Genomic DNA, 22,725 nt, shown 5'->3' with positions numbered 1-22,725 from the left:
TTCCTAATTAATTCCAAACATCAGTGCTGTAAGCACGAAATCTATACCTAAAATGGCCAACGAAGAAAACACTACGGTTTCCGTCGTTGCCTTACTGATACCCTCTGATGTTGGTATCGCATCGTATCCTTTGTAAAGTGCAATCCACACCACAACTAAAGCAAATACAATACTTTTAATAACACCATTGATGACATCTTTGTCCCAATCTACCGTTGACTGCATAATCGACCAGTAGCTACCTGAATCGACACCTAACCAATCAACACCAACCAAATGCCCACCTAAAATGCCGACTGCACTAAAGATCAAGGCCAATAAAGGCATTGATATTACGCCAGCCCAAAATCGTGGCGCGATAATGCGTCGCAACGGGTCAACAGCCATCATTTCAAGACTACTGAGCTGCTCGGTCGCTTTCATCAGACCAATTTCTGCTGTCAATGCTGACCCAGCTCGGCCGGCGAACAGCAATGCGGTAACAACGGGCCCTAATTCTCTCAGTAGAGACAAAGCAACCATAGGACCGAGGCTTCCCTCCGCTCCGTAGTTGACCAGAATAGTATATCCCTGCAATGCCATGACCATACCAATAAACAAACCTGACACGATGATAATGAGCAGACTCTGCACACCTACAACATAGACTTGCTGGATAATGAGCGGAATATTCTTCAACCTTGGAACAGCAAACAAACCGCCCCATAACATCAAAGATGCATTACCGATGGCACTTAGCCTAGATAGCGTGTTGGCGCCCAAATTAATCAACCAATTCACAATTCAGCCCCCATAAAGGCGTCTTGAATAGACGATGCAGGAAAGTGAAATGGCACAGGACCATCAGCGTTACCTTGCAAAAATTGCTGCACTAACTCAGATGAAGAGTTGCGAATTTCTTCCGGCGTACCCGCACCAATAATTCGCTTATCAGCAAGAATATATGCATAGTCCGCGATAGTGAGTACTTCTTTTACATCATGAGTAACCACGATACTTGTCAAACCTAAGGCTGAGTTAAGCTCTTTAATTAACTTAAGCAGTACGCCCATCGATATCGGATCTTGCCCGGCGAAAGGCTCATCATACAAAATCATGTCAGGGTCCAGCGCAATTGCTCTTGCTAGCGCCGCCCTTCTTGCCATACCACCCGACAACTCGTTTGGCATTAAATGAGCAGCACCACGCAAACCAACCGCCTCTAGCTTTAATAACACGATTGTTTCAATCACATCCTCGGACAGCTTTGTATGCTCCCTTAATGGAAACGCCACATTGTCAAATACTGAGATATTCGTAAACAACGCCCCACTTTGAAAAAGCATACTCATTTTGCGACGAACATCATATAAACGTTTGCGGCTCATTTGATGAATATTTTCGCCTTGAAACAGCACTTCGCCACTATCTGGGTAGAGTTGACCACCAATCAGCTTTAACAGCGTCGTTTTGCCGATGCCGCTCGGTCCCATGACCGCGGTGATGCCGCCCTTTTTAACTTGCATCGAGATGCTGTCATAAATGACCCGACCTCCTCGTTGGAAGTGCATTTTGTTAATATCAACTAAAATCTCTGACATTCGATTTTTTTGATCCCTATTTGAATGATTTTTATTTTTAATAACGTATCCATACTAAATTCTACTAAGACTTATTTTTTTAACTTGGTTCACCGCGTTACTTTATATTACCAGTCTTACACTACCAGATTGCAATACCAACCTGTATTAACAGTTTTGGGCTAACAACCTACTGTGTAAGTCAATATTTTAATCATTGCGTTGGTCTAACGATAAGTTAATTTTCTCTTCCTAAAGACGGACGTGTAACTCTAAAAGTTCATTACATTACCAACATTTAATGACTACGAGCTGAACAGGACCGGATTTTTTTGGTTTTTATTCCATTTTTTGTACTTTTATACAAATCTACATAAAACAAACGTACTGTTACGCGGATTATAACGTATTAACTAGGCTATAGTGTTACTGATTCACACTATTGAAGAGCTAAAAAGGCATAAATCTGTAACAAAAAATATAAAATAGGAATTGACGACTGAGCGAAAGCATTAAAAAAGTATATTTGAGTGATATTTCTCGCTTTTTTAGTGTCAAACCGGTGGGCTTTTTGAGACAATAGAAAACCATTTAGAAGAGATTTAAAACTACGTGATTACACAAATCATTATATTTTTAATAGGTTTAGCCGTGCTGAGTTGGAGCGCGGACAAATTTGTTTATGGTGCTTCAGCACTTGCGAAAAACTATGGCGTGTCCCCTATGATGATAGGGCTAACCATAGTCGCTATGGGTTCAAGTGCGCCTGAAATTGTTGTTTCCGCAACCGCATCGTTAAATGGTAATCCAAACACTGCCGTGGGTAATGCAATAGGGTCAAATATTACGAATATTGCGCTTGTCCTCGGCATAACAGCACTTATCAAGCCCCTGTTAGTTTCATCTACGACCCTAAAACGCGAATTACCTGTTCTACTGTTGGTAACGCTTATTGGTGTGTACTTTCTTTCAGACAATTATCTTAGCCAAACTGAAGGTGTCATATTAATCACTTTATTCGTGTTGGTACTCGCAATTATGGCTTGGTTGTCACTCAAAGTTGAAAAGAACGATCCCCTGAATGCTGAAACTGCCGATGAAGTCCCCAATAATATACCGACAATAAAGGCGGTAATGTGGGTGGTAGTAGGCTTAGTCATGCTTCCGTTAAGTGCTCACTTTTTAGTAGAAAGTGCAGTTTATATAGCACGTTTCTTTGGCGTCAGCGACCTCGTCATCGGTTTAACAATTATCGCATTAGGCACCAGTTTACCTGAGCTTGCGGCAAGCATTGCAGGTGTCCGCAAGGGTGAAGATGATTTGGTCATAGGAAACATCATTGGTTCGAATATTTTCAATATTTTAGCTGTACTCGCCATGCCAGGATTGATTATCCCCACCGTGTTAGATATGAATGTGTCAGCGCGTGATTCTTACGCCATGTTAGGGGTAACCATATTATTATTCCTGTTTTGTTTTAATTTGCGCGGCACTCGGCGAATTAATCGATACGAGGGTGGTATTTTAGTGATGGCGTTTCTTTTCTATCAATATTGGTTATTTAAGTAAAATTCCACATATACGATTCAGGCAAAATTCATGTAAGGTAGTCTATGCTGACTATTAGTATGAATAAAACACAAGGTTGCTGTCATAGCATGAGCGAACGGATTAGTTTTTTAGAAACCGCACAAACCGTCTTCCAAAACGAAATTGAGGCTTTACAAAAGCTGCAAATCAGTTTGAATGGTAGTTTTAACCAAGCCTGCGAATTAATGCTTAACTGCAAGGGCAAGGTAGTCGTATGCGGGATGGGAAAATCTGGTCACATTGGTAACAAAATTGCCTCAACGCTGGCGAGTACAGGCACTCCCGCTTTTTTTATGCACCCCGGTGAAGCCAATCATGGTGACTTGGGGATGTTAGCCAAAGGTGATGTGCTCATTGGCATATCTAACTCAGGTGAGACTCATGAATTAACCGGCCTTTTGCCCGTTGTTAAACGACTGGGTGTGCCAGTTATTGCGATTACTAACAATCCAAAGAGCACATTAGCTAAGTTCTCCGATGTTGCTTTAGATATAAATGTTGAAAAAGAAGCCTGCTCACTCGGTCTTGCGCCAACCACAAGCACAACTGCAACGCTGGTATTAGGCGATGCATTGGCCGTTGCATTACTTGAAGCGAAAGGATTTACTGCTAACGATTTTGCATTGTCTCACCCAGGTGGTTCATTGGGTAGAAAGTTGTTGCTCACCGTTGACGAAATAATGGCGGTTGAACAGGAACTCCCTCTCGTCACTCATTCTGCAACTGTGATGCAAGCTTTGTTAGAAATATCTGACAAAGGCCTAGGTATGACCGGAGTGATTGATAGTGATAACAATTTACTCGGTGTTTTTACCGACGGCGACTTGCGCAGAGCGTTGGACAGACGCATCGATATTCACAAATCGACAGTTGAACAGGTCATGACCCCTCATAGTATTACAATGATCCAAGGCAAACTGGCGGTAGATGCACTAAATCTGATGCAAAAACACAAAATTAGTGCGATGTTTATTGTCAATGATGCAAGAAAACCAGTTGGCGCGATTAAAATGCACACATTACTTAAAGCGGGTGTCGTTTAATGTCAAAAATCGAAACCTTATATGGTCCAATTGATGCAGATTTATTCGAGCGCTTTAAGGCAATTGAATTACTCGTATGCGATGTTGATGGTGTTTTTTCTGATGGCACTATATTACTGGGTAATCAAGGCGAAGAACTTAAAGCATTCAATACCAAAGACGGCTACGGTATTAAATCGTTAGCTAGCATTGGCGTTAAAGTTGCCGTTATTACTGGACGTGAATCAAGTATTGTCCAGCAACGTATGACGGCGCTGAACGTTGATCATATTATGCAGAATAGAGAAGACAAACTCGCTGCCATAAATGAATTGATAACCGAGTTTGGTTATATCAATGCGACAATTGCAAGTATTGGTGACGACATGCCTGATTTAGGCATGTTTAGCGCAAGCGCGATTGGTATTGCTGTTGCTGATGCTCATCCTTTGGTTAAACAAAAAGCCACATTTTGCACGACATTACCCGGCGGTCGCGGCGCCGTGCGTGAGGTCTGTGATATTATTCTGCAGGCGAAGGGCAATCTTTTTGATATCCATGGAGCAAGTATATGAATAGACTCGTTATCAGTATTGTCTTAATATTCAGTGCTGCATTCGCATTATATCTACCAACCTGGCTAGCTGACGATAAAAAAGTTATTGTCAGTGACAAAGACGCTGCCTTATTACCCAATTACGAAGCTAAAAACCTTCGCAGTAAATTTTTTGACAACAATGGTACTTTGACCCATCAAGTCAGTGCAGAGAAAATGGAACATTTTGACATACTCGGATTTGTTAATTTTACGCAACCCGAGTATACAATTTACCTGCAGGGAGATGGCTCACGTTGGCAACTCAATGCCGATGAAGGTACTTTTTACGATAATAATACAATTGAATTAGTCAGTGATGTACAAATCCGTAACTTACAACCCGAAGACTATATTCAAACAATATCGACTGATTTCATTGAAATTGATCTGTTGACCAAGACAATTACTTCCGATCAACCCCTAGTTATTTCTGGTGCAAACGTTATCATTAATGGCATCGGGTTCGAAGCCAATTTAGAAACCCAAAAATATGAGTTAAAAAACCATGTTCAAACTAAATACTTACCTGCTCGCTAGCCTCCTTTTTGTGGCCGGCGCGAACTCGTTAAGTGCACAAGAAGTTGTCAAAAAAGCAGATTTTGACAAACCGAGTACGGTGTCATCAGATAAGATTTTTGGCGATGGCAAAGAGAAAGTCGCTGTGCACGAAGGCAATGTAAAGATTACTCAAGGTACTTTGGAAATCAAAGCGGACAGATTAAAAGTATCAGCTGCACTTGGCAAAGATAAAGAAATATTTGAAGCCACTGGCAATCCGGCAAGCTATACCCAACAGCTTGCCGACGGCACCATGGTTGTTGCCAAAGCGAATAATATTCGATACGACAAAGCCACTAAAACCATCTCGTTGAAAGGTAACGCAGAGCTATATCAAAATGCCTTTAGTATCAAAACCGACTCGATTGTTTATGATATTTTAAAAGAACAATGGCAAGCGCAAAAAAATACAGATAGCCAAAAACAAGTTGTTACGGTATTTGATGGCGCGGCCTTGAAAAAAACGAAAGAAGCGATTGAAAAGCAAAAGGAAATCACAAAGTGAGTACGCTGGTTGCCAAACATCTCGCCAAGTCATATAAAGCAAGACAAGTTGTCAGGGATGTAAGCATAGAAGTATCGACAGGTCAAATTGTGGGATTGTTAGGTCCTAATGGAGCAGGTAAAACAACCACTTTTTATATGATTGTAGGGTTGGTTCCGCTTGATAAGGGCGAAATTTTTATTGACCAATTGGACATGTCAATTCAACCCATGCATGAACGAGCGCGCCATGGTATTGGTTATTTACCACAAGAAGCATCTATTTTTCGCAAACTAACCGTGTACGAAAACCTAATGGCTATTTTACAGACCCGCAAAGAATTAACCACAGATCAGCGAGAACAAGAGGCTGATGACCTTATGAATGAGTTTAATGTCAATCATATAAGAAATAATTTAGGAATGAGCTTATCGGGTGGAGAGCGCCGCCGCGTTGAAATTGCGCGAGCTTTAGCGGCAAATCCAAAGTTTATTTTGCTCGATGAACCTTTCGCCGGTGTTGACCCAATTTCTGTTAATGATATAAAGAAGATAATTAAGCAGTTAAAAGAACGCAATATCGGTGTGTTGATTACAGATCATAATGTTAGAGAAACACTAGACGTCTGTGAAAAAGCATATATTGTGAGTCACGGTGAACTGATTGCATCAGGAACGGCTGATGAGGTATTAAGTAACCAAAAAGTAAGAGATGTATATCTCGGCGACCAATTTGTATTATAGGTGTATCATGTTTAGTAACAGGCCTTTTGCGCAGCTAGAAATCAGTGTAGGACATCAATGAAGCCCTCATTGCAATTAAAATTTAGTCAACAACTAACAATGACGCCTCAACTTCAGCAGGCGATTAAATTATTACAGCTGTCTACTCTAGACCTTCAGCTAGAAATTCAAGAAGCTTTGGATTCTAATCCGCTATTAGAAATTGACGAAACTGAGCATAACACCAGCAATCCAGACCACGAATCAGAACCTCAAGACTATACTGACAAAAAGTCACTGAGTGCCGAAAACTCAGACAACGTTGATAGCCACGACGCACTGGAAAACAATCAAATTCCAGATGACTTACCCCTCGACAGTTCTTGGGAAGATTATCTGAGTGCTTCATCTGCACCGGCCAACATATCAAATGGTGCAGCGGAGGACGACTATATATTTCAAGGCGAAACCACCGAAAATATTCAAGACCATCTTATATGGCAGATGGAATTAACTCCTTTTTCAGACATTGATCGTTCTATAGCCATCGCTATCATCGATTCAATTGACGAGTCTGGCTATCTGACCGTGAGCTGTGAAGAAATTTTAGATAGTTTACAAAATGAAGAAATTGAATTAGATGAAGTTGAGTGCGTCGTTAAACGAATCCAAATGTTTGACCCCATTGGTTCAGGCTCTCGCAATCCGCAAGAATGCCTAATGATCCAATTGGCACAATTTGACCCCGCTACACCTTGGCTAGCCGAAGCTCGTCTTTTGTTATCTGAGCATAGCGATTTATTAAGCAGCAAAGATTACAGAACGTTAATGCGTAAAACGCGGCTCAAAGAGGACCAATTACGTGAAGCAATGCGCCTACTACAAACCCTTAACGCGCGTCCCGGCAGTGCGATTGCAGTAAAGGATGCGGAATATATTATTCCTGATGTTACGGTTACAAAAAAGAATGGTCGCTGGACTGTCGAACTAAATGGCGACTCATTGCCACCGTTGATAGTTAACAAAGAGTATGAAGCACTCAGTAAAAGCACAAAAAATACGAACGATTCACAATATATTAAGTCACACTTACAAGAAGCTAAATGGTTTATAAAAAGCTTACAAAGTCGCAACGAAACACTTTTAAAAGTGTCTCATTGTATTGTTCAGCAACAAATGGGCTTTTTTGAGCATGGGCCTGAAATGATGAAACCCATGGTTTTAAACGACGTTGCTGAAATGGTAGATATGCATGAATCGACTATTTCACGGGTGACCACTCAAAAGTATATGCATACACCTAGAGGCATTTTTGAACTCAAGTACTTTTTCTCTAGCCATGTTTCAACCGAATCTGGCGGTGAATGTTCCTCTACTGCGATTAGAGCATTTATCAAGAAACTGGTTGCAGCTGAGGTTGTTAGTAAACCACTTAGTGATAGCAAGATTGCGCAATTATTAGCCGAACAAGGCATTCAAGTTGCTCGACGAACAATTGCGAAATATCGAGAATCGCTCTCGATCCCCCCGTCGAACCAAAGAAAAAGTCTACTGTAGACTACACAATAGGACGTAAAATTATGCAAATAAATCTAACTGGTCATCATATTGATATTACCGATTCACTAAAAGCATACGTCGACACTAAATTCGAAAAATTAGAAAGGCACTTTGACCATATTAGTAATGTACATGTGGTGTTAAATGTAGAAAAAATAAATCAAAAAGCAGAAGCAACACTGCACCTGAAGGGTGAAGTCGTTCACGCGAATGCCGAACATACCGATATGTACGCCGCTATTGATGGATTGATTGACAAGTTAGATCGCCAAGTCATTAAGCACAAGGAAAAATCGAAACGACATTAGTCGCCTGAGTATTATGATTATATCTGATATTATTTCGCTCGACCGCACTGAATGTGCGGTTGACTGCCATAGCAAAAAAAGAATTTTTGAAGTCATTAGCGAAATTGCAGTGAAGGGAAATCCGCAACTAGATTTAAATGATGTCCTTTCAAGCATGCTGGCTCGCGAAAAAATGGGAAGTACCGGTATCGGTAATGGAATTGCCATTCCACATGGCAGAATTGAAGGTATCGAAGACATAGTTGCAATTATTGTAACGAGCGAAGAACCTATCCAATTTGATGCAATAGACGACAAACCTGTCGATATCTTTTTTGCATTATTAGTGCCCCGTGAGCAAACTCAAGAACATCTTCAAACACTTTCTTCTATCGCGAAAAAACTCAGTGATAAAAATATTGTGAAGGCAATTAGGAATGCAGCAAACAAAGACCAAATTATTTTAGCGCTAGCATAAGCAAACTGCAGCTGCCTTGTCTGGCGCTTAACAACTGTTATCAACCCCGAAAGGACATGTATACGTGAAACTCTTGATTATCAGTGGTCGCTCTGGCTCGGGCAAATCAATTGCTTTAAGAGCTCTAGAAGACCTAGGTTATTATTGCGTTGATAACATACCTGTAAACTTACTGCCTACACTGACTCATGCTCTTGCTGACGAAAGTGAAAAAGTGGCGGTTAGCATTGACGTAAGAAACATGCCTAAGATGGCAAATGAACTCAGTGAAATAGTCGATTTCTTACCTAGTATATGGGACGTTACTATTCTTTACCTAGATGCCAGCGATGATGTGTTAATCAAACGCTATAGCGAAACAAGACGCCTTCATCCCTTATTTAAGCTAAACAAATCACTTGCCGAATCAATTGAAGCGGAACGGGAAATACTGGTTCCGGTATCAGAAAAGGCAGATTTACATATCAATACTGATAATCTGTCACTGCATGAACTCTCTGAATTGATCCGAGAACGGGTGTTAGGTAAAAAAAGTACCAACCTAGTTATGGTTTTTGAGTCATTCGGTTTTAAATACGGTATTCCAAGAGATGCAGATTACGTGTTTGATGCTCGTTTTTTACCTAACCCACATTGGGAACCCGACTTAAAGCCGCTGAATGGACTCGATGGACCCGTACAATTATTTTTAGGAGCACAACCGCTTGTCACCAAGTTTATTTGGCAAATCCAAAACTTGCTATCAACTTGGTTACCACACTTGGAAAGAAATAACCGCAGCTATGTCACCGTCGCTATTGGCTGCACAGGCGGACAACATCGTTCTGTATTTGTATCTGAGGCACTTGCAAATAGCTTCCGTGCAAGCCATGGCGACGTGCAAATTAGGCATCGTGAATTGAAGTTAGTTAAGCTGGAAGACACTGAGCCTAATGCTCAAGAAAGGCCTAAAACATGATACTAGAAAAACAACTCACCATTGTTAACAAGTTGGGCTTACATGCGCGTGCAGCGACTCAGTTAGCGACCTTAGCTAATCAATTTGATGCGACCATAACGATGCATCAAGGTGATAAAGAAGCATTTGCTAACAGCGTCTTGGCGCTAATGATGCTTGAGAGTAGTCAGGGTAAACAAGTTCTCTTGCGCTGCGATGGCAGTGATGCAGAGAGTGCGATGCAAGCTATTGAAAACTTGATCGTAAATAAGTTTAACGAAGATGAATAATTACCGCGCGTATTAACCTCTAGTATGCTCTATTCTGCTTTTCTGTTGATTTATCTATTCTAACATTGCACCTAAACTACCTAATAGTTGCAAAGTTGATGTTATACTATCAGCCGTAACCAAAAATAAACTCACAAGTCGCTTTATCTTCATTTCGGTTTTCAATTCAGGTATGGCGTCGACAATAATAGGGCCTTATGGCTGAAACTTTTGAATTAAAAAATGTACAAAATCAATTATCTTCGATAAGCGAATCACTTAGCGACGGGACTTTTGTGCAGGTTCGAAAGTTACTGCATGATCTTCAACCGGGTGACGTTGCTCTTTTATTAGAATCCAGTCCAAGCAAGACCCGTAATGAACTTTGGCAACTTATTGATGCTGACTTTCATGGTGATGTACTGGAAGAATTATCGGAAGATGTGCGTAATGGCATTATTTCTAAAATGGTACCTTCGAGTGTCGTTGATGCACTCGAAGACATGGATACCGATGACCTAGCTGAAACCCTAAGCTCCCTTCCTGATACAGTCCTACAAAGCATTTTAAAATCAATGGACGCACAGGATCGTTTGCGCGCAGAAAAAGCCCTATCCTATGGTGAAGATACTGCCGGTTTCATGATGAACACCGATACCATTACTTTGCGGCCAGATGTCACTATTGACGTGGTACTGCGCTATTTGCGCTTAAAAGGTGAATTGCCTGAAAACACTGATACCTTATATGTTGTTAATCGTCATGATAATTTACTCGGCACAGTGCCGGTCACCAAATTACTTACGTCATCTCCTGATATCAGCGTAAATGAAATCATGAATGAAGACGCAAAAACCATTCCCGTCAACATGAGTGATAGTGAAGTTGCGGGTATGTTTGAACGTTACGATTGGCTTTCAGCCCCAGTCATAGATGCGAATAAAACCCTCGTTGGTCGTATCACAATTGATGATGTTGTGGATATTATTCGTGAGGATGCCGAACACTCCATGATGAGTATGGCGGGCTTAGATGACGAAGAAGATACTTTTGCTCCTGTTGGACAAAGTACAAAGCGCCGCTCCATTTGGCTTGGCGTTAATTTAGTAACCGCTTTAATGGCTGCCGCGGTGAGCGATTTATTTGAAGCAACACTAAGCCAACTGGCGGTATTAGCAATTTTGAATACAATCGTACCAAGTATGGGCGGTGTCGCTGGTAATCAGACACTTACCCTAGTTATTCGTGGTATGGCTTTAGGCCATGTCAGTCAAAGTAATGCGGTCTGGCTGGTCAAAAAGGAACTGGCAATTGGTTTTTTAAATGGCATTATATGGGCTACCCTTATCGCCTCAGTTATTGCGTTATGGAAACAAGACTTTATGCTGGGTGTCGTGATCGCTTTTGCAATGTTAATGAACATGATTGCCGCAGGTTTGGCTGGCGCGACTTTGCCGATTATCATGAAGAGATTAAATATCGATCCCGCGCTCGCTGGCAGCGTTATATTGACTACCATCACAGACGTTGTCGGTATATTTGCCTTTTTGGGCACCGCTACCTTATTCTTAATTTAATTTATCGCACTCGCTGCTAATGTCACTCGAAAAATCAGCCTATTCAATAAATCATGAAGGTCTATTGATCCAGTCCAAGAATAACAATATTGTCAGACGTGATATCAATCAACTCGTCTTGCAATGCCGGCGCATCACTGACAGCGACCGCGAAATTGTGCATAACATTGCTATGATAAGTAGCCTCAATATCCTGCACAGCATAGCGTTGCAATAGTCGAGCGATTGCTCCTTGAAAGCGATAGTCATATTCAATTTTGAATCTAATACGACTCACTTTTAGCGATAGTGGTAAATTTTCTAATACTTGAACAACAGCATCAGTATAGGCCCGTTGTAAGCCTCCTGTTCCTAGCTTTGTGCCACCAAAATATCTGACAACAGCAACCGCTATATCACCTAGCCCGCTATATTGAAGTACTTTTAACATAGGCATTCCGGCTGTGCCGCTAGGCTCACCATCGTCACTCATTGAGCGCTCAGTGGTGTCAGGAGAGCCTGCAATATAAGCCCAGCAAACATGATTAGCTTGAGGGTTAGTGCTCTTTAAATGCGTCACAAAAGCTTCCGCTTGTTGCCTATCACTAACGTTAATCGCATAGGCAATAAACTTGCTTCGTTTTATTTCTAGCTCGACTTTATTGGTGCCGGCTGGTATCGAGTAACTTGTCGTCATTTCTATTCTCGATGCCTATCTATATTAGTATCAACTCGTGTTTAGTCGTCTATCTTGTTTTCATTTACCCACTCTAATAAGTGATCAACGTCCTTTTCGATCGCCATTTCTAGCTCTGCAACCCAATCATGAACATTTTCCCACCAAGCAGGGTGCTCACCTTCTTGAATTCTATTGGCTATTTGAAGCACACGTAATAGGCCAACAGACCCGGCTGCGCCTTTAATTTTATGAGCTTGAGAACACACTTCAGCCTTTTCATTTGCGGCAAGGGAGACATTCAATAATTCCATATACTCGGGTATTTTTTCTTTGAACATACCTAAACTAGTGCGCACCATGTCTTCACCAATAGTCTCAACCAGCATCTGCAACATATCAACATCTAGTGTTTTATCTACTTTAGGAATACTCACGACTTCACTTGTCAGGCATCTTTCGTCGTGCATTTGTTGTGCACCAAACAATTCGTTAAACACGTCTATCACCCGACTCTTTTTGATCGGTTTAGTAATGATATCGTCCATGCCATTTTGCAGATACTCTTCACGTTTTTTAATCACGTTTGCGGTCAATGCTACTATCGGAGTTTGTAACACTAACTCTTCGTCATGGAGCACTTTTGCGACGTCAAAGCCGGTCATATCGGGAAGTTGGATATCAAGTAAGATTAGGTCATATTCGGTTTTTCGGGCCATTTCAATTGCTGCGGTGCCGGTCATAGCAACATCAACTCGTTGTCCTAATTTTTCTAATAACGCTTTAGCCACTAACACATTTAATTCTATATCTTCAACTAACAAAATATTTAAGTTGCTGACTTGTAATTCAACTAATTTGGCTTGTTTCTGACTAATGGCCACTGGTAACACAATTTCAAAGCACGTACCCTGGCCAACTACGCTGTGTAAAAGAATTTCACCGCCCATCTTGTCGACCATCTGCTTACAAATCGCAAGCCCAATACCAGTTCCAGTAGCCGATTTGTGATCGGGGTGATCAACTTGATAATACATAGCAAATATTTTATCTAACTCACCCGTAGGGATACCGACGCCAGTATCCGTGATTCTGAAGGTAACTTTTGCGTTACCTGCGCCTTGATCAACCGCTTCTACCGTTAGCTTCACCTCACCTTTTTGAGTGAACTTAATCGCATTAAACAAAAGATTCCATAGTACTTGACGCAACCTTGTTCCATCAGCTTCTATGGCAATAGGAATTGGCTCTATAATTTCAGATTTAAATCTTAGATTTTTTTCTTGTGCTAATAAGCTAACAATACTGCTAATTTCGTTGGTAAACTCGCGCATGTTGACTGTTTTTAAATCGATTTCAACTTTATCCCTATCAAGCTTATCAAGGTCAACAATATCGTTGAAAATATTACCCAGAGTAATAGAGCTAGCATAGATAGTGCTTACCCAATCGAATTGCTCTTTAGTTAATTGCGTGTCCCGCAGCATGCGGCTCAAACCAACAATGCCATTTAATGGTGTGCGCAATTCATGGCTAATAGTGGCAATGAACTTAGTTTTGTCTTTGCTCGCTTGGGCTATTGCGCTTTCCGCTTGTTTGCGATCGGTCATATCACGACCAAACGCTAACAAACCCAAGCGATGTCCATCTTGATCAAAAAATGGCACTTTACGCATTTCAAAATAGCGTCTGCGACCGTCTGCGTACTGCAGCCATAACTCTTCGGTCAAGCTAGCATTTGTCTCTAGTACTTCATGGTCACTCGCGGCGACTTGCCTAGCAAGTTGTTCATCGTAAACCTGATGTGGCGTGAGCCCTAGTAGTTCAGCTTCTGTTTTACCGGTAACTTCCTCGGCAACTCGGTTACAACCAGCAAACCGCCCTTCTTCATTGCGGTAATATATCAAGTCAGGAGACGCATCAATAATGGAACGAGTAAGCGTCGATAGCCTTCTTGCTTGCATTTCTTGTTCAGATTTCTCTTTTATTTCTCGCTCCAGCTCCTCAAAAACAAGCTCGCGCTCTAACTGCGCGTTACGACGCTGTTCTATTTCATGGTTTAATTGACGGATATTATTCTGTAATTCACGATTTAGAATGACATCGTGCTTGCGCAAACGCTCTAACTGACTCACGGCTTCTTCTAAATTAATTCGACTATGCTCAAGCTGTTTAATTAATTTACTGAAAAAGTATAACAACCAAGGAGCACTCAACAGGGTCAGTACCAGAGGACTAATGAAGTCTACCGTTTCAATTTGACTACCTAAGCTAGTCCTTACTATATAGGACCCAATCAATGTGAATAAAAGTGTAAATATGACAAACAAAATACTGATTTTTAGAGTACCAAAGCGGTCAACAAACTTTGCAAATTTGATCGCCCAAGAATCGTTTGGCGGTATTAAATACATAAAAAGAGTTCGTCTTAGACATGAGATAGGACGCATGCTAACAAAAATGTAAAATAAGTGACAATAAAGAAATAAATTGACAAGCAATTTCATACAATTTGGTTTAATACTTATGTAGTTAATTTTACATTTTCATTCAAAAAAATCGACTGTAACGAATTTAAAAATCAACATTCATGCCACAATTTACAGCTCAACATTTAATCTTATTTTTTCAAATAAGTAAGCATTTGGTTTGAGTCAAATGTAGTAAGTCCATATCACCCTTATTAAACTTGGTGTAAAGAGCCATTCACGAAATAAATATTGATATTATTTGTATTTATAATTGATTTCTTTGTTAAGAATAGGTATTTTATGAATCCCGCTTTTGAATGCATAAACATTCTAAATAACTGAATGTCAAAACGGCTCAACATTTCGGTCAAAACCGACAGCAAAAAAACTCAAATAATAATAACAATAAAATGAAATACAGCGACGGTGTCGTTTTTTTAACAAGTATCACGCTTGTTCAAGGACAACGTGCCTCGGTCAGTTATGCCGTGGAAGGAGAAAACATGAGTTTGTATCATCAAAATGATTCTAAAGATAATTGTGGTTTTGGACTAATTGCACATACAACAGGTCAGGCGAGTCACCAGTTAGTTAAAACTGCAATTGAAGGGTTAGATCGCATGCAGCACCGTGGAGGCGTAGCCGCCGACGGTAAAACAGGAGATGGTTGCGGACTCTTATTGCAGAAACCCGACGCTTTTTATCAAAAGATTGCCCAAGACAAAGGCTGGAAATTAACCAAAGACTACGGCGTGGGTATGATTTTCTTGAGTCAAAACCCGACATTAGCCGAGCAGTCTCGCCAAATTCTTAATGAAGAAATGGAACGAGAAATGCTGCCTATTTTAGGCTGGCGAGTAGTTCCTGTTGATAAGACTGTCCTAGGCGACTTAGCGTTGACCGGCGTTCCACAAATTGAACAAGTCTTTGTTAACTGCCCAAATGGATGGCGGACAGATGATCTAGAGCGTCGTTTATACATGGCAAGACGCCGCGCAGAAAAGCGTTTAGAAGATGACCCTGACTTTTATGTTGCCTGTTTGTCTGCGTTGGTAACTATATATAAAGGCTTAGTCATGCCGAAGGACTTGCCTGCATTTTATCTTGATCTTGCCGACGAAAACCTACAATCAAGTATTTGCGTATTCCACCAACGGTTTTCAACCAACACATTGCCTAAATGGCCGCTTGCACAACCATTCAGATACTTAGCACACAACGGTGAAATTAACACAATCAAGGCCAACCGCGATTGGGCCGCGGCTCGTGAAAGTAAGTTTGCGACACCACTAATACCGGATTTAATGCAAGCAGCACCGTTTGTAAATAACGACGGTTCTGACTCAAGCTCGCTTGATAACATGCTCGAACTATTCTTGGCTGGCGGAATGGATCTATTCCGCGCAATGCGTCTCCTAGTGCCACCGGCTTATCAAAACAACAAAACCATGGGTGAAGAATTACGTTCATTTTATGAATTTAACTCAATGCACATGGAACCATGGGATGGCCCAGCGGGTATCGTGTTAACTAATGGTCGCCATGTCGCGTGCAACCTAGATAGAAACGGATTACGCCCAGCTAGATATGTGATCACAAAAGATGGCCTTATTACGCTCGCTTCTGAAATTGGCATTTGGGATTATAAGCAAGAAGATGTGATTGAAAAAGGCCGTGTAGGCCCCGGTGAGATGCTAGCGGTAGATACCTACACAGGTAAAATTTGGCGTACCAATGAAATTGATGAAGACTTGCAATCACGCCATCCATACAAAGAATGGCTAGACAGTCATATTAAACATCTTGTTACGGTTGAGAGTGCTGACCACAGTAAAATTGGGATACGCGCCTTTGACGATAACAAAATGGCGACCTACCATAAACTGCACGGCTACAGTTACGAAGAAATGCAGCAAATAATCAAAGTATTGGCAAAAGATGGCCAAGAAGCGGTAGGTTCAATGGGCGACGACACGCCTATGGCAGTTATGTCGTCCAATAGTCGCACTCTATATGATTACTTTAGACAACAATTTGCTCAGGTTACCAACCCACCGATTGATTCATTGCGTGAAAACCACGTTATGTCGTTAGCTACCTGTATTGGTCGTGAACAAAACGTATTTAACGAAACCAGCGGCTATGCAAACCGAGTTCTGTTTGAATCTCCTATTCTTATGTATACAGACTTAAAACAGCTTCGCGAACTCGATTCAAAGCACTATCACAACGAACAAATTCAACTTAACTATCGCCTTGAAGAAGGTCTTGCCGCCGCAATTACCCGCATTTGTGATGAAGTAGAAGAAGCGGTTAGAGAACGTGGTGCTGTTTTTGTGGTGCTTACAGACCGAGATATTAGTCCAGACACGCTACCTATACCTGCAGCCATGGCAGTTGGCGCAGTCCAGCGCAGACTGATTGATAAAGCCCTGCGTTGCGATGCGAATATCGTTGTAGAGACCGGTTCAACAAGAGATCCGCATCATTTTGCGGTACTAATTGGGCTTGGCGCAACCGCCATTTATCCTTTCTTAGCGTATGAAACTATAGAGCAAATGGTCGAAAAGAAAGAATTAGATATTAGCTCTATGCAAGCTCTATTGAATTACCGTAAAGGAATTAATAAAGGCTTGTATAAGATAATGTCTAAAATGGGCATTAGCACGATTGCAAGTTACAGAAGCTCTAAATTATTTGAAGCTGTCGGCATTAATAGTGAAGTCGTAGCACTTTGCTTTAAAGGCGTACCAAGCCGTATTCAAGGTGCCTCATTTGTTGATTTTGAGCAAGACCTTACAAATCTATCAAGAATTGCCTGGCTAAAACGCAAAACAATTTCCCACGGTGGTTTGTTAAAATATGTACACGGTGGCGAATACCATGCTTATAATCCAGATGTAGTGACTTCACTACAAAAAGCAGTTGTTAGCGGAAACTATGCAGATTATAAAATGTATAGCAGTTTAGTCAATGACAGAGCTCCTTCGCACTTACGCGATCTAATGGAAATAAAGAGCTTTAAAGAAGCCATTCATATTGATCAAGTTGAGCCTGCAGAAAAGTTATATCCACGCTTTGATACTGCAGCCATGTCAATGGGCTCACTTAGCCCAGAGGCACATGAAGCGCTGGCAATAGCAATGAATCGTTTGGGCGGACAGTCAAATTCGGGCGAAGGTGGCGAAGATCCAGCGCGTTTTAATACCGAGAAAAACAGTAAAATCAAACAAGTTGCTTCAGGTCGCTTTGGCGTAACGCCACATTACCTAATGAATGCGAGCGTTATTCAAATTAAAGTAGCTCAAGGTGCTAAACCCGGTGAAGGTGGCCAGCTACCGGGCGATAAAGTTAATAAATACATAGCTGATTTGCGCTTTTCAGTGCCCGGCGTGACGCTAATTTCACCGCCACCGCATCACGATATTTATTCAATTGAGGATTTAGCGCAGCTTATATTTGACCTTAAACAGGTTAACCCGAAAGCATTGATCTCAGTAAAATTAGTGTCTGAACCGGGTGTAGGTACCATTGCTACCGGTGTGGCTAAAGCTTATGCCGACTTAATTACAATTTCTGGATATGATGGCGGCACAGGAGCCAGCCCATTAACATCAGTTAAGTATGCAGGCAGCCCTTTTGAATTGGGTTTAGCCGAGACACAGCAAGCACTGGTTGAAAACGGATTACGCCACAAAGTTCGATTACAAACTGACGGTGGATTAAAAACAGGCTTGGATGTAGTTAAAGCTGGGATTTTAGGTGCTGAAAGCTTTGCCTTTGGCACTGGCCCTATGGTTGCTTTAGGCTGCAAATACTTGCGTATTTGTCATTTGAATAATTGTGCAACAGGTGTTGCAACCCAAGACAGATTTTTGCGTGACAATTACTTCATCGGTTTACCTGAAATGGTCATGAACTACTTTAAGTTTCTCGCCGAAGAAGTACGCGAAATTATGGCCAGTATCGGTGTTATTAACTTTGAAGATTTGGTCGGTAGAACGGAGTTATTGACCTTATTGGAAGGACAAACTGCAAAACAACAACGGCTTGATTTATCCCCCTTATTGGTTAAACCAGAAGCAGGCAAACACACTCGTTTGTTTAGCGCTGGAGCGACCAATGAGCCTATTGATAAAGGCTTATTAAACAAACGGATCTTAGAAGAAAACAAACATGCTGTTGAAAGTTTAAAAGGCGCACAGGCAGCCTACAAAGTTCGGAATACAGACCGCAGTATCGGTGCAACCTTATCGGGCTACATTGCCAGTAAACATGGTAACCAAGGTATGATAGATAGTCCTATTCAACTTACATTGACCGGCACGGTTGGCCAAAGCTTTGGTGTTTGGAACGCAGGCGGCTTGAACATGCGCTTAATCGGTGATGCTAATGATTACGTAGGTAAAGGCATGGCAGGCGGAAAGCTGGTCATTCACCCACCGCGTAATGTGACATTTGACACTCACAACAGCACAATTATGGGCAATACCTGTTTATATGGCGCAACCGGCGGAAAGCTTTACGCTGCGGGTCGTGCTGGTGAACGTTTTGCTGTGCGTAATTCAGGTGCAGTGGCGGTTATAGAAGGCATGGGCGACAACGGTTGCGAGTATATGACCGGTGGTATTGTGGCTTGTCTTGGTGGCATCGGGATTAACTTCGGTGCCGGTATGACCGGTGGTTTTGCTTATTTGTATGATGAGTTTAATGACATGGATAATAGGGTAAATGAGGACCTCGTTGATATTATGAGCGTTGATGATAAAGTTATTTTATCTGAACATTTACGTGGACTTATCAATCGTCATTATGAAGAAACAGGTAGTGAGCACTCACTGCATCTTTTGACTAATTATGCTGAAGAAAGTAAAAACTTTAGGTTAATTAAGCCAAAAACCAGCGACGTCAAAAACTTGCTTGGTCATATCAGTCGTTCCACCGCAGAACTACGCGTACAAGCGCAATAGTAAGGAAGAAATATTATGGCTAAAAATGTATATCAATTTGTAGACGTTGAACGCATCGATCCGGCTAAAAAACCGATTATGATTAGAAAAGAGGATTTTGGTGAAATCTATCAACCTTTATCTAAATCGCAAACAGAAGGACAGGCTGACCGCTGCTTGGACTGCGGCAATCCTTATTGCGAATGGAAATGTCCAGTTCATAACTTCATACCACAGTGGCTGGCGCTAGCCAATGAAGGCAAAATTATTGAAGCTGCAGAGCTTTCACATAAAACCAACAGTCTGCCTGAAGTTTGCGGTCGTGTTTGTCCGCAAGACCGCTTGTGCGAGGGAGCTTGTACTCTAAACGACGATTTTGGTGCGGTAACAATTGGTAGTATTGAAAAATATATTACCGACACTGCATTTAAGATGGGGTGGCGCCCTGACATGTCTGATGTTGTTTGGACTGATAAAAAAGTGGCTATTGTTGGCGCAGGACCCGCCGGTCTGGCTTGTGCAGATGTTCTAGTGCGAAACGGGGTTAAGCCTGTTGTATTTGATAAGTATCAAGAGATAGGTGGGTTACTCACTTTTGGTATTCCATCTTTCAAGCTGGAAAAAGAAGTGATTAAACTACGTCATCAAATATTTTTGGATATGGGTATTGAATTCGTTTTAAACACCGAGGTTGGAAAGGACCTTCAATTCCAAGATTTAATTGACAGCTACGATGCCGTTTTCTTAGGAATGGGTACGTATAAGTCAATGAAAGGAGGATTTGATAATGAGAACGCCCCTGGCGTTTATGAAGCACTGCCCTTTCTTATTGCTAATATTAACCGCGTAATGGGCATAGAAAAATCTGCCGCTGATTTTATTGATATGAAAGGTAAAAAAGTGGTGGTACTTGGCGGTGGTGATACCACCATGGATTGCGTTAGAAGCTCCATTCGCCAAAATGCTGAATCGGTGACTTGTGCATATCGTCGAGATGAAGAAAGCATGCCAGGTTCAAGACGTGAGGTGGTAAATGCCAAGGAAGAAGGTGTGCAATTTCAATTCAACCTGCAACCGCTCGATATTGCAGTGGATGAGAAAGGCAATGCTATTGGCGTTCGTGTAGTTAGAACCGAAATGGGCGATCCAGATTCCGCAGGGCGTCGTCGTCCAGTCGAAATCCCTGGCTCAGAGCATATTTTGGAAGCTGATGCAGTCATTATTGCTTTTGGTTTTCAGCCGAGTCCTGCCCCTTGGTTTGGTGAGTACGGCATTATGCTGGATGAAAGAGGCAGAGTAAGAGCGCCCGCAAAAGGTCGCTTTGCATTCCAAACATCTAATCCTAAAATATTTTCAGGTGGTGACATGGTGCGAGGTTCAGATCTTGTCGTGACAGCAATAGATGAAGGTCGCAGAGCGGCAGATGGTATACTCGACTATATGGAAATTTAGTTACGTTAAAACAGAGAAAAGCCAAAGTGATTAGGCGAGTGTGCAGTAAAGAAAAGGAGTTATTTGGCTGCACACTGGTCTTTTTGTGTCTTTTAACTTTATTTAAAAGAGCATAGAAGTTACTTAAAAATCGAATTGAAACGTCTTAAAGTTCGTCAACATGCCCTATTAGGTTATTACTTACCATACCTAGCTATTATCTAGCAGACTACAAACCTTCAGCACAGCTAGTATCCTGCCGATGTAACTCATATAGTCTGAAGCGAAAAACTAGACTTTCGTTTGTATTGCATTGTCAGTTAAAAATTGGCTACGACACAGCTTACCCAAAAATGCGAATGCAATGTAAATCACTACCGCCAGTCTGTATTGGTAGCGCAAAACAGCAATTTAGCGAAAGTTAGCATTTAAGGCAGGTCAACACAGTGAAAAATTCAATGAAAGCAACAAATTATCCGAACACACCATTGGCTAAACTAATACCAAGCTTAGTAGCATGTGTCGTCATTGCTTCTTTATCCGCCACTCTATCTGCTTCCGCGACAGCCAATCAAGTTAAGCCAAAAGCAAAAACGCCAGCTCAAGTCGAGCAAGCACTGACTGCCCTTTTAAATTCTAGGGAAGCTAACATTCAATTAGCAGCCTACACAGGCAAGCAGCCATCAAATAGCATCAACGATTTAGTTGCTAGACAGGCACCTGCGGAGACAATAGACCATTCACAAAAATCTATTGCTGAGCTTGTGCTCGCCGGCTTAGCTATTACTAACGCAGTCAAAGACGAGTTATCATCGCCAGTAGCATTGAGCGAACCAACACCACCTCCTCGAGATTATGCGGTGGCAGATATTGTCAGTGTCGAAGAATTGAATACAGCAACTAATGACGGTGTGAATAGTATTATTCAAAGCGCAAAACCAATTCACTCTGATACACAAGAAACGGTATTTGCCGAGGTTAAAGTCGCTGTTGAAGTGTTGGCTGCAGAAGACGATGTATTAGTTGAGGCTGTATTGGATGAGGTTGTATTGGATGAGGCTGTATTGGATGAAGTAGGGTTAGTTGAAGCAGTGGCAAATGAAGCAGAAGTAGATGTAGATCGAGGATCAGCTGAACTGCTCACCGATACGTCCCAGTTTAGACCCATTGAAGAAACCGTTAACTTATCTAGTCAGTTAAGTGATCAGGTTTCTAGTAACATTACCGAACCATCAGAAAATGCAATCCCAGCGTTACCTGCGCCAATTGTAAAAGAACTAAACAAAGAGCTTGAAATTGCAGAGATTGAAGCTGTAGAAACTGAAATTGCAGCGACCGACATTGTAGAAATCGACATTGCAGAGGTGGAAATTGCAGAAACTGAAATTGCAGAAACCGACATTGCAGAGGTGGAAATTGTAGAAACTGAAATTGCAGAAACCGACATTGTAGAAACCGACATTACAGAGGTGGAAATTGCAGAAACCGACATTGTGGAAACAGAAATTGTGGAAACAGAAATTGCAGAGGTGGAAATTGCAGAGATCGAGACTGTAGAAACAGAAATTGCAGAGGTGG

General features: G+C 41.6%; 19 protein-coding genes. 15 read left to right on the top strand and 4 right to left on the bottom strand.

Annotated elements, in window-relative coordinates; translation table 11 throughout:
• Positions 1 to 3 precede the first annotated feature (3 nt).
• Positions 4 to 780: a lipid asymmetry maintenance ABC transporter permease subunit MlaE gene (gene mlaE / locus CXF81_RS10320; protein ID WP_101181284.1), complete on the bottom strand. Its 777-nt coding sequence runs from the start codon at positions 778 to 780 to the stop codon at positions 4 to 6.
• Positions 777 to 1,580, bottom strand: coding sequence for an ATP-binding cassette domain-containing protein (locus CXF81_RS10315; protein ID WP_101181283.1), 804 nt, complete (start codon positions 1,578 to 1,580; stop codon positions 777 to 779). The genes mlaE and CXF81_RS10315 overlap by 4 nt, the downstream gene beginning before the upstream one ends.
• Before the next feature lie 591 nt (positions 1,581 to 2,171).
• Between CXF81_RS10315 and CXF81_RS10310 the strand changes: the two genes are divergently transcribed.
• From CXF81_RS10310 to mgtE, 12 genes are all read left to right on the top strand, one after another.
• Positions 2,172 to 3,128, top strand: a complete 957-nt coding sequence (locus tag CXF81_RS10310; RefSeq protein WP_101181282.1) for a calcium/sodium antiporter — start codon at positions 2,172 to 2,174, stop codon at positions 3,126 to 3,128.
• A gap of 89 nt (positions 3,129 to 3,217) precedes the next feature.
• Positions 3,218 to 4,192, top strand: a complete 975-nt coding sequence (locus CXF81_RS10305; RefSeq protein ID WP_101181495.1) for a KpsF/GutQ family sugar-phosphate isomerase — start codon at positions 3,218 to 3,220, stop codon at positions 4,190 to 4,192.
• Positions 4,192 to 4,746, top strand: a complete 555-nt coding sequence (kdsC, locus tag CXF81_RS10300) for a 3-deoxy-manno-octulosonate-8-phosphatase KdsC (protein ID WP_101181281.1) — start codon at positions 4,192 to 4,194, stop codon at positions 4,744 to 4,746. The genes CXF81_RS10305 and kdsC overlap by 1 nt, the downstream gene beginning before the upstream one ends.
• Entirely contained in the window at positions 4,743 to 5,306 is a 564-nt protein-coding gene (lptC, locus tag CXF81_RS10295; RefSeq protein WP_101181280.1) for an LPS export ABC transporter periplasmic protein LptC, read from the top strand. The genes kdsC and lptC overlap by 4 nt, the downstream gene beginning before the upstream one ends.
• Positions 5,275 to 5,832 carry a lipopolysaccharide transport periplasmic protein LptA gene (lptA, locus tag CXF81_RS10290; RefSeq protein ID WP_101181279.1) on the top strand — a complete coding sequence of 186 codons (558 nt, stop codon included), beginning with the start codon at positions 5,275 to 5,277 and terminating at the stop codon, positions 5,830 to 5,832. The genes lptC and lptA overlap by 32 nt, the downstream gene beginning before the upstream one ends.
• Positions 5,829 to 6,554, top strand: a complete 726-nt coding sequence (gene lptB, locus CXF81_RS10285; RefSeq protein ID WP_101181278.1) for an LPS export ABC transporter ATP-binding protein — start codon at positions 5,829 to 5,831, stop codon at positions 6,552 to 6,554. Before lptA ends, lptB begins: the two co-directional genes overlap by 4 nt.
• Positions 6,555 to 6,611: 57 nt before the next feature.
• The gene (locus CXF81_RS10280; RefSeq protein ID WP_101181277.1) at positions 6,612 to 8,090 is read left to right on the top strand and encodes an RNA polymerase factor sigma-54; all 1,479 of its coding nucleotides are present in this window, start codon (positions 6,612 to 6,614) and stop codon (positions 8,088 to 8,090) included.
• Between the two features lie 23 nt (positions 8,091 to 8,113).
• Positions 8,114 to 8,401 (top strand): ribosome hibernation promoting factor, encoded by a 288-nt coding sequence (gene hpf / locus CXF81_RS10275; protein WP_101181276.1) that lies wholly within the window; start codon positions 8,114 to 8,116, stop codon positions 8,399 to 8,401.
• A 13-nt stretch (positions 8,402 to 8,414) separates the two neighbouring features.
• Positions 8,415 to 8,858: a PTS IIA-like nitrogen regulatory protein PtsN gene (gene ptsN, locus CXF81_RS10270; RefSeq protein WP_101181275.1), complete on the top strand. Its 444-nt coding sequence runs from the start codon at positions 8,415 to 8,417 to the stop codon at positions 8,856 to 8,858.
• Positions 8,859 to 8,922: 64 nt separating this feature from the next.
• Positions 8,923 to 9,816 carry an RNase adapter RapZ gene (gene rapZ, locus CXF81_RS10265; protein WP_101181274.1) on the top strand — a complete coding sequence of 298 codons (894 nt, stop codon included), beginning with the start codon at positions 8,923 to 8,925 and terminating at the stop codon, positions 9,814 to 9,816.
• On the top strand, positions 9,813 to 10,085 hold the full coding sequence (locus tag CXF81_RS10260; protein ID WP_101181273.1) for an HPr family phosphocarrier protein: 273 nt from the start codon (positions 9,813 to 9,815) through the stop codon (positions 10,083 to 10,085). Before rapZ ends, CXF81_RS10260 begins: the two co-directional genes overlap by 4 nt.
• A gap of 197 nt (positions 10,086 to 10,282) precedes the next feature.
• On the top strand, positions 10,283 to 11,641 hold the full coding sequence (gene mgtE / locus CXF81_RS10255; protein ID WP_101181272.1) for a magnesium transporter: 1,359 nt from the start codon (positions 10,283 to 10,285) through the stop codon (positions 11,639 to 11,641).
• A 61-nt stretch (positions 11,642 to 11,702) separates the two neighbouring features.
• Here mgtE and CXF81_RS10250 read toward each other — a convergent pair whose 3' ends face one another.
• Complete coding sequence (locus tag CXF81_RS10250) at positions 11,703 to 12,317, bottom strand: YigZ family protein (protein WP_101181271.1); 615 nt, start codon at positions 12,315 to 12,317, stop codon at positions 11,703 to 11,705.
• Between the two features lie 41 nt (positions 12,318 to 12,358).
• On the bottom strand, positions 12,359 to 14,710 hold the full coding sequence (arcB, locus tag CXF81_RS10245) for an aerobic respiration two-component sensor histidine kinase ArcB (protein ID WP_101181270.1): 2,352 nt from the start codon (positions 14,708 to 14,710) through the stop codon (positions 12,359 to 12,361).
• A 560-nt stretch (positions 14,711 to 15,270) separates the two neighbouring features.
• Here arcB and gltB point away from each other — a divergent pair.
• The 3 genes from gltB to CXF81_RS10230 form a co-directional block, all read left to right on the top strand.
• The gene (gltB, locus tag CXF81_RS10240) at positions 15,271 to 19,737 is read left to right on the top strand and encodes a glutamate synthase large subunit (protein ID WP_101181269.1); all 4,467 of its coding nucleotides are present in this window, start codon (positions 15,271 to 15,273) and stop codon (positions 19,735 to 19,737) included.
• A 15-nt stretch (positions 19,738 to 19,752) separates the two neighbouring features.
• Positions 19,753 to 21,168 (top strand): FAD-dependent oxidoreductase, encoded by a 1,416-nt coding sequence (locus tag CXF81_RS10235; RefSeq protein WP_101181268.1) that lies wholly within the window; start codon positions 19,753 to 19,755, stop codon positions 21,166 to 21,168.
• A 437-nt stretch (positions 21,169 to 21,605) separates the two neighbouring features.
• A partial coding sequence (locus tag CXF81_RS10230) for a hypothetical protein (protein ID WP_157825547.1) occupies positions 21,606 to 22,725 on the top strand: 1,120 nt, incomplete at its 3' end.

Source organism: Glaciecola sp. 33A (assembly GCF_002836745.1).
Taxonomy (GTDB): Bacteria; Pseudomonadota; Gammaproteobacteria; order Enterobacterales; family Alteromonadaceae; genus Glaciecola.
This window is presented reverse-complemented; position numbering and strand designations above follow the sequence as displayed.

Bases quoted from the DNA above. Each gene is read 5' to 3' on its own strand.
- CXF81_RS10315 (WP_101181283.1), bottom strand. From the start codon at position 1,580: ATGTCAGAGATTTTAGTTGATATTAACAAAATGCACTTCCAACGAGGA.
- CXF81_RS10305 (WP_101181495.1), top strand. From the start codon at position 3,218: ATGAGCGAACGGATTAGTTTTTTAGAAACCGCACAAACCGTCTTCCAA.
- kdsC (WP_101181281.1), top strand. From the start codon at position 4,192: ATGTCAAAAATCGAAACCTTATATGGTCCAATTGATGCAGATTTATTC.
- lptC (WP_101181280.1), top strand. From the start codon at position 4,743: ATGAATAGACTCGTTATCAGTATTGTCTTAATATTCAGTGCTGCATTC.
- lptA (WP_101181279.1), top strand. From the start codon at position 5,275: ATGTTCAAACTAAATACTTACCTGCTCGCTAGCCTCCTTTTTGTGGCC.
- CXF81_RS10280 (WP_101181277.1), top strand. From the start codon at position 6,612: ATGAAGCCCTCATTGCAATTAAAATTTAGTCAACAACTAACAATGACG.
- hpf (WP_101181276.1), top strand. From the start codon at position 8,114: ATGCAAATAAATCTAACTGGTCATCATATTGATATTACCGATTCACTA.
- ptsN (WP_101181275.1), top strand. From the start codon at position 8,415: ATGATTATATCTGATATTATTTCGCTCGACCGCACTGAATGTGCGGTT.
- CXF81_RS10260 (WP_101181273.1), top strand. From the start codon at position 9,813: ATGATACTAGAAAAACAACTCACCATTGTTAACAAGTTGGGCTTACAT.
- mgtE (WP_101181272.1), top strand. From the start codon at position 10,283: ATGGCTGAAACTTTTGAATTAAAAAATGTACAAAATCAATTATCTTCG.
- CXF81_RS10250 (WP_101181271.1), bottom strand. From the start codon at position 12,317: ATGACGACAAGTTACTCGATACCAGCCGGCACCAATAAAGTCGAGCTA.
- arcB (WP_101181270.1), bottom strand. From the start codon at position 14,710: ATGTATTTAATACCGCCAAACGATTCTTGGGCGATCAAATTTGCAAAG.
- gltB (WP_101181269.1), top strand. From the start codon at position 15,271: ATGAGTTTGTATCATCAAAATGATTCTAAAGATAATTGTGGTTTTGGA.
- CXF81_RS10235 (WP_101181268.1), top strand. From the start codon at position 19,753: ATGGCTAAAAATGTATATCAATTTGTAGACGTTGAACGCATCGATCCG.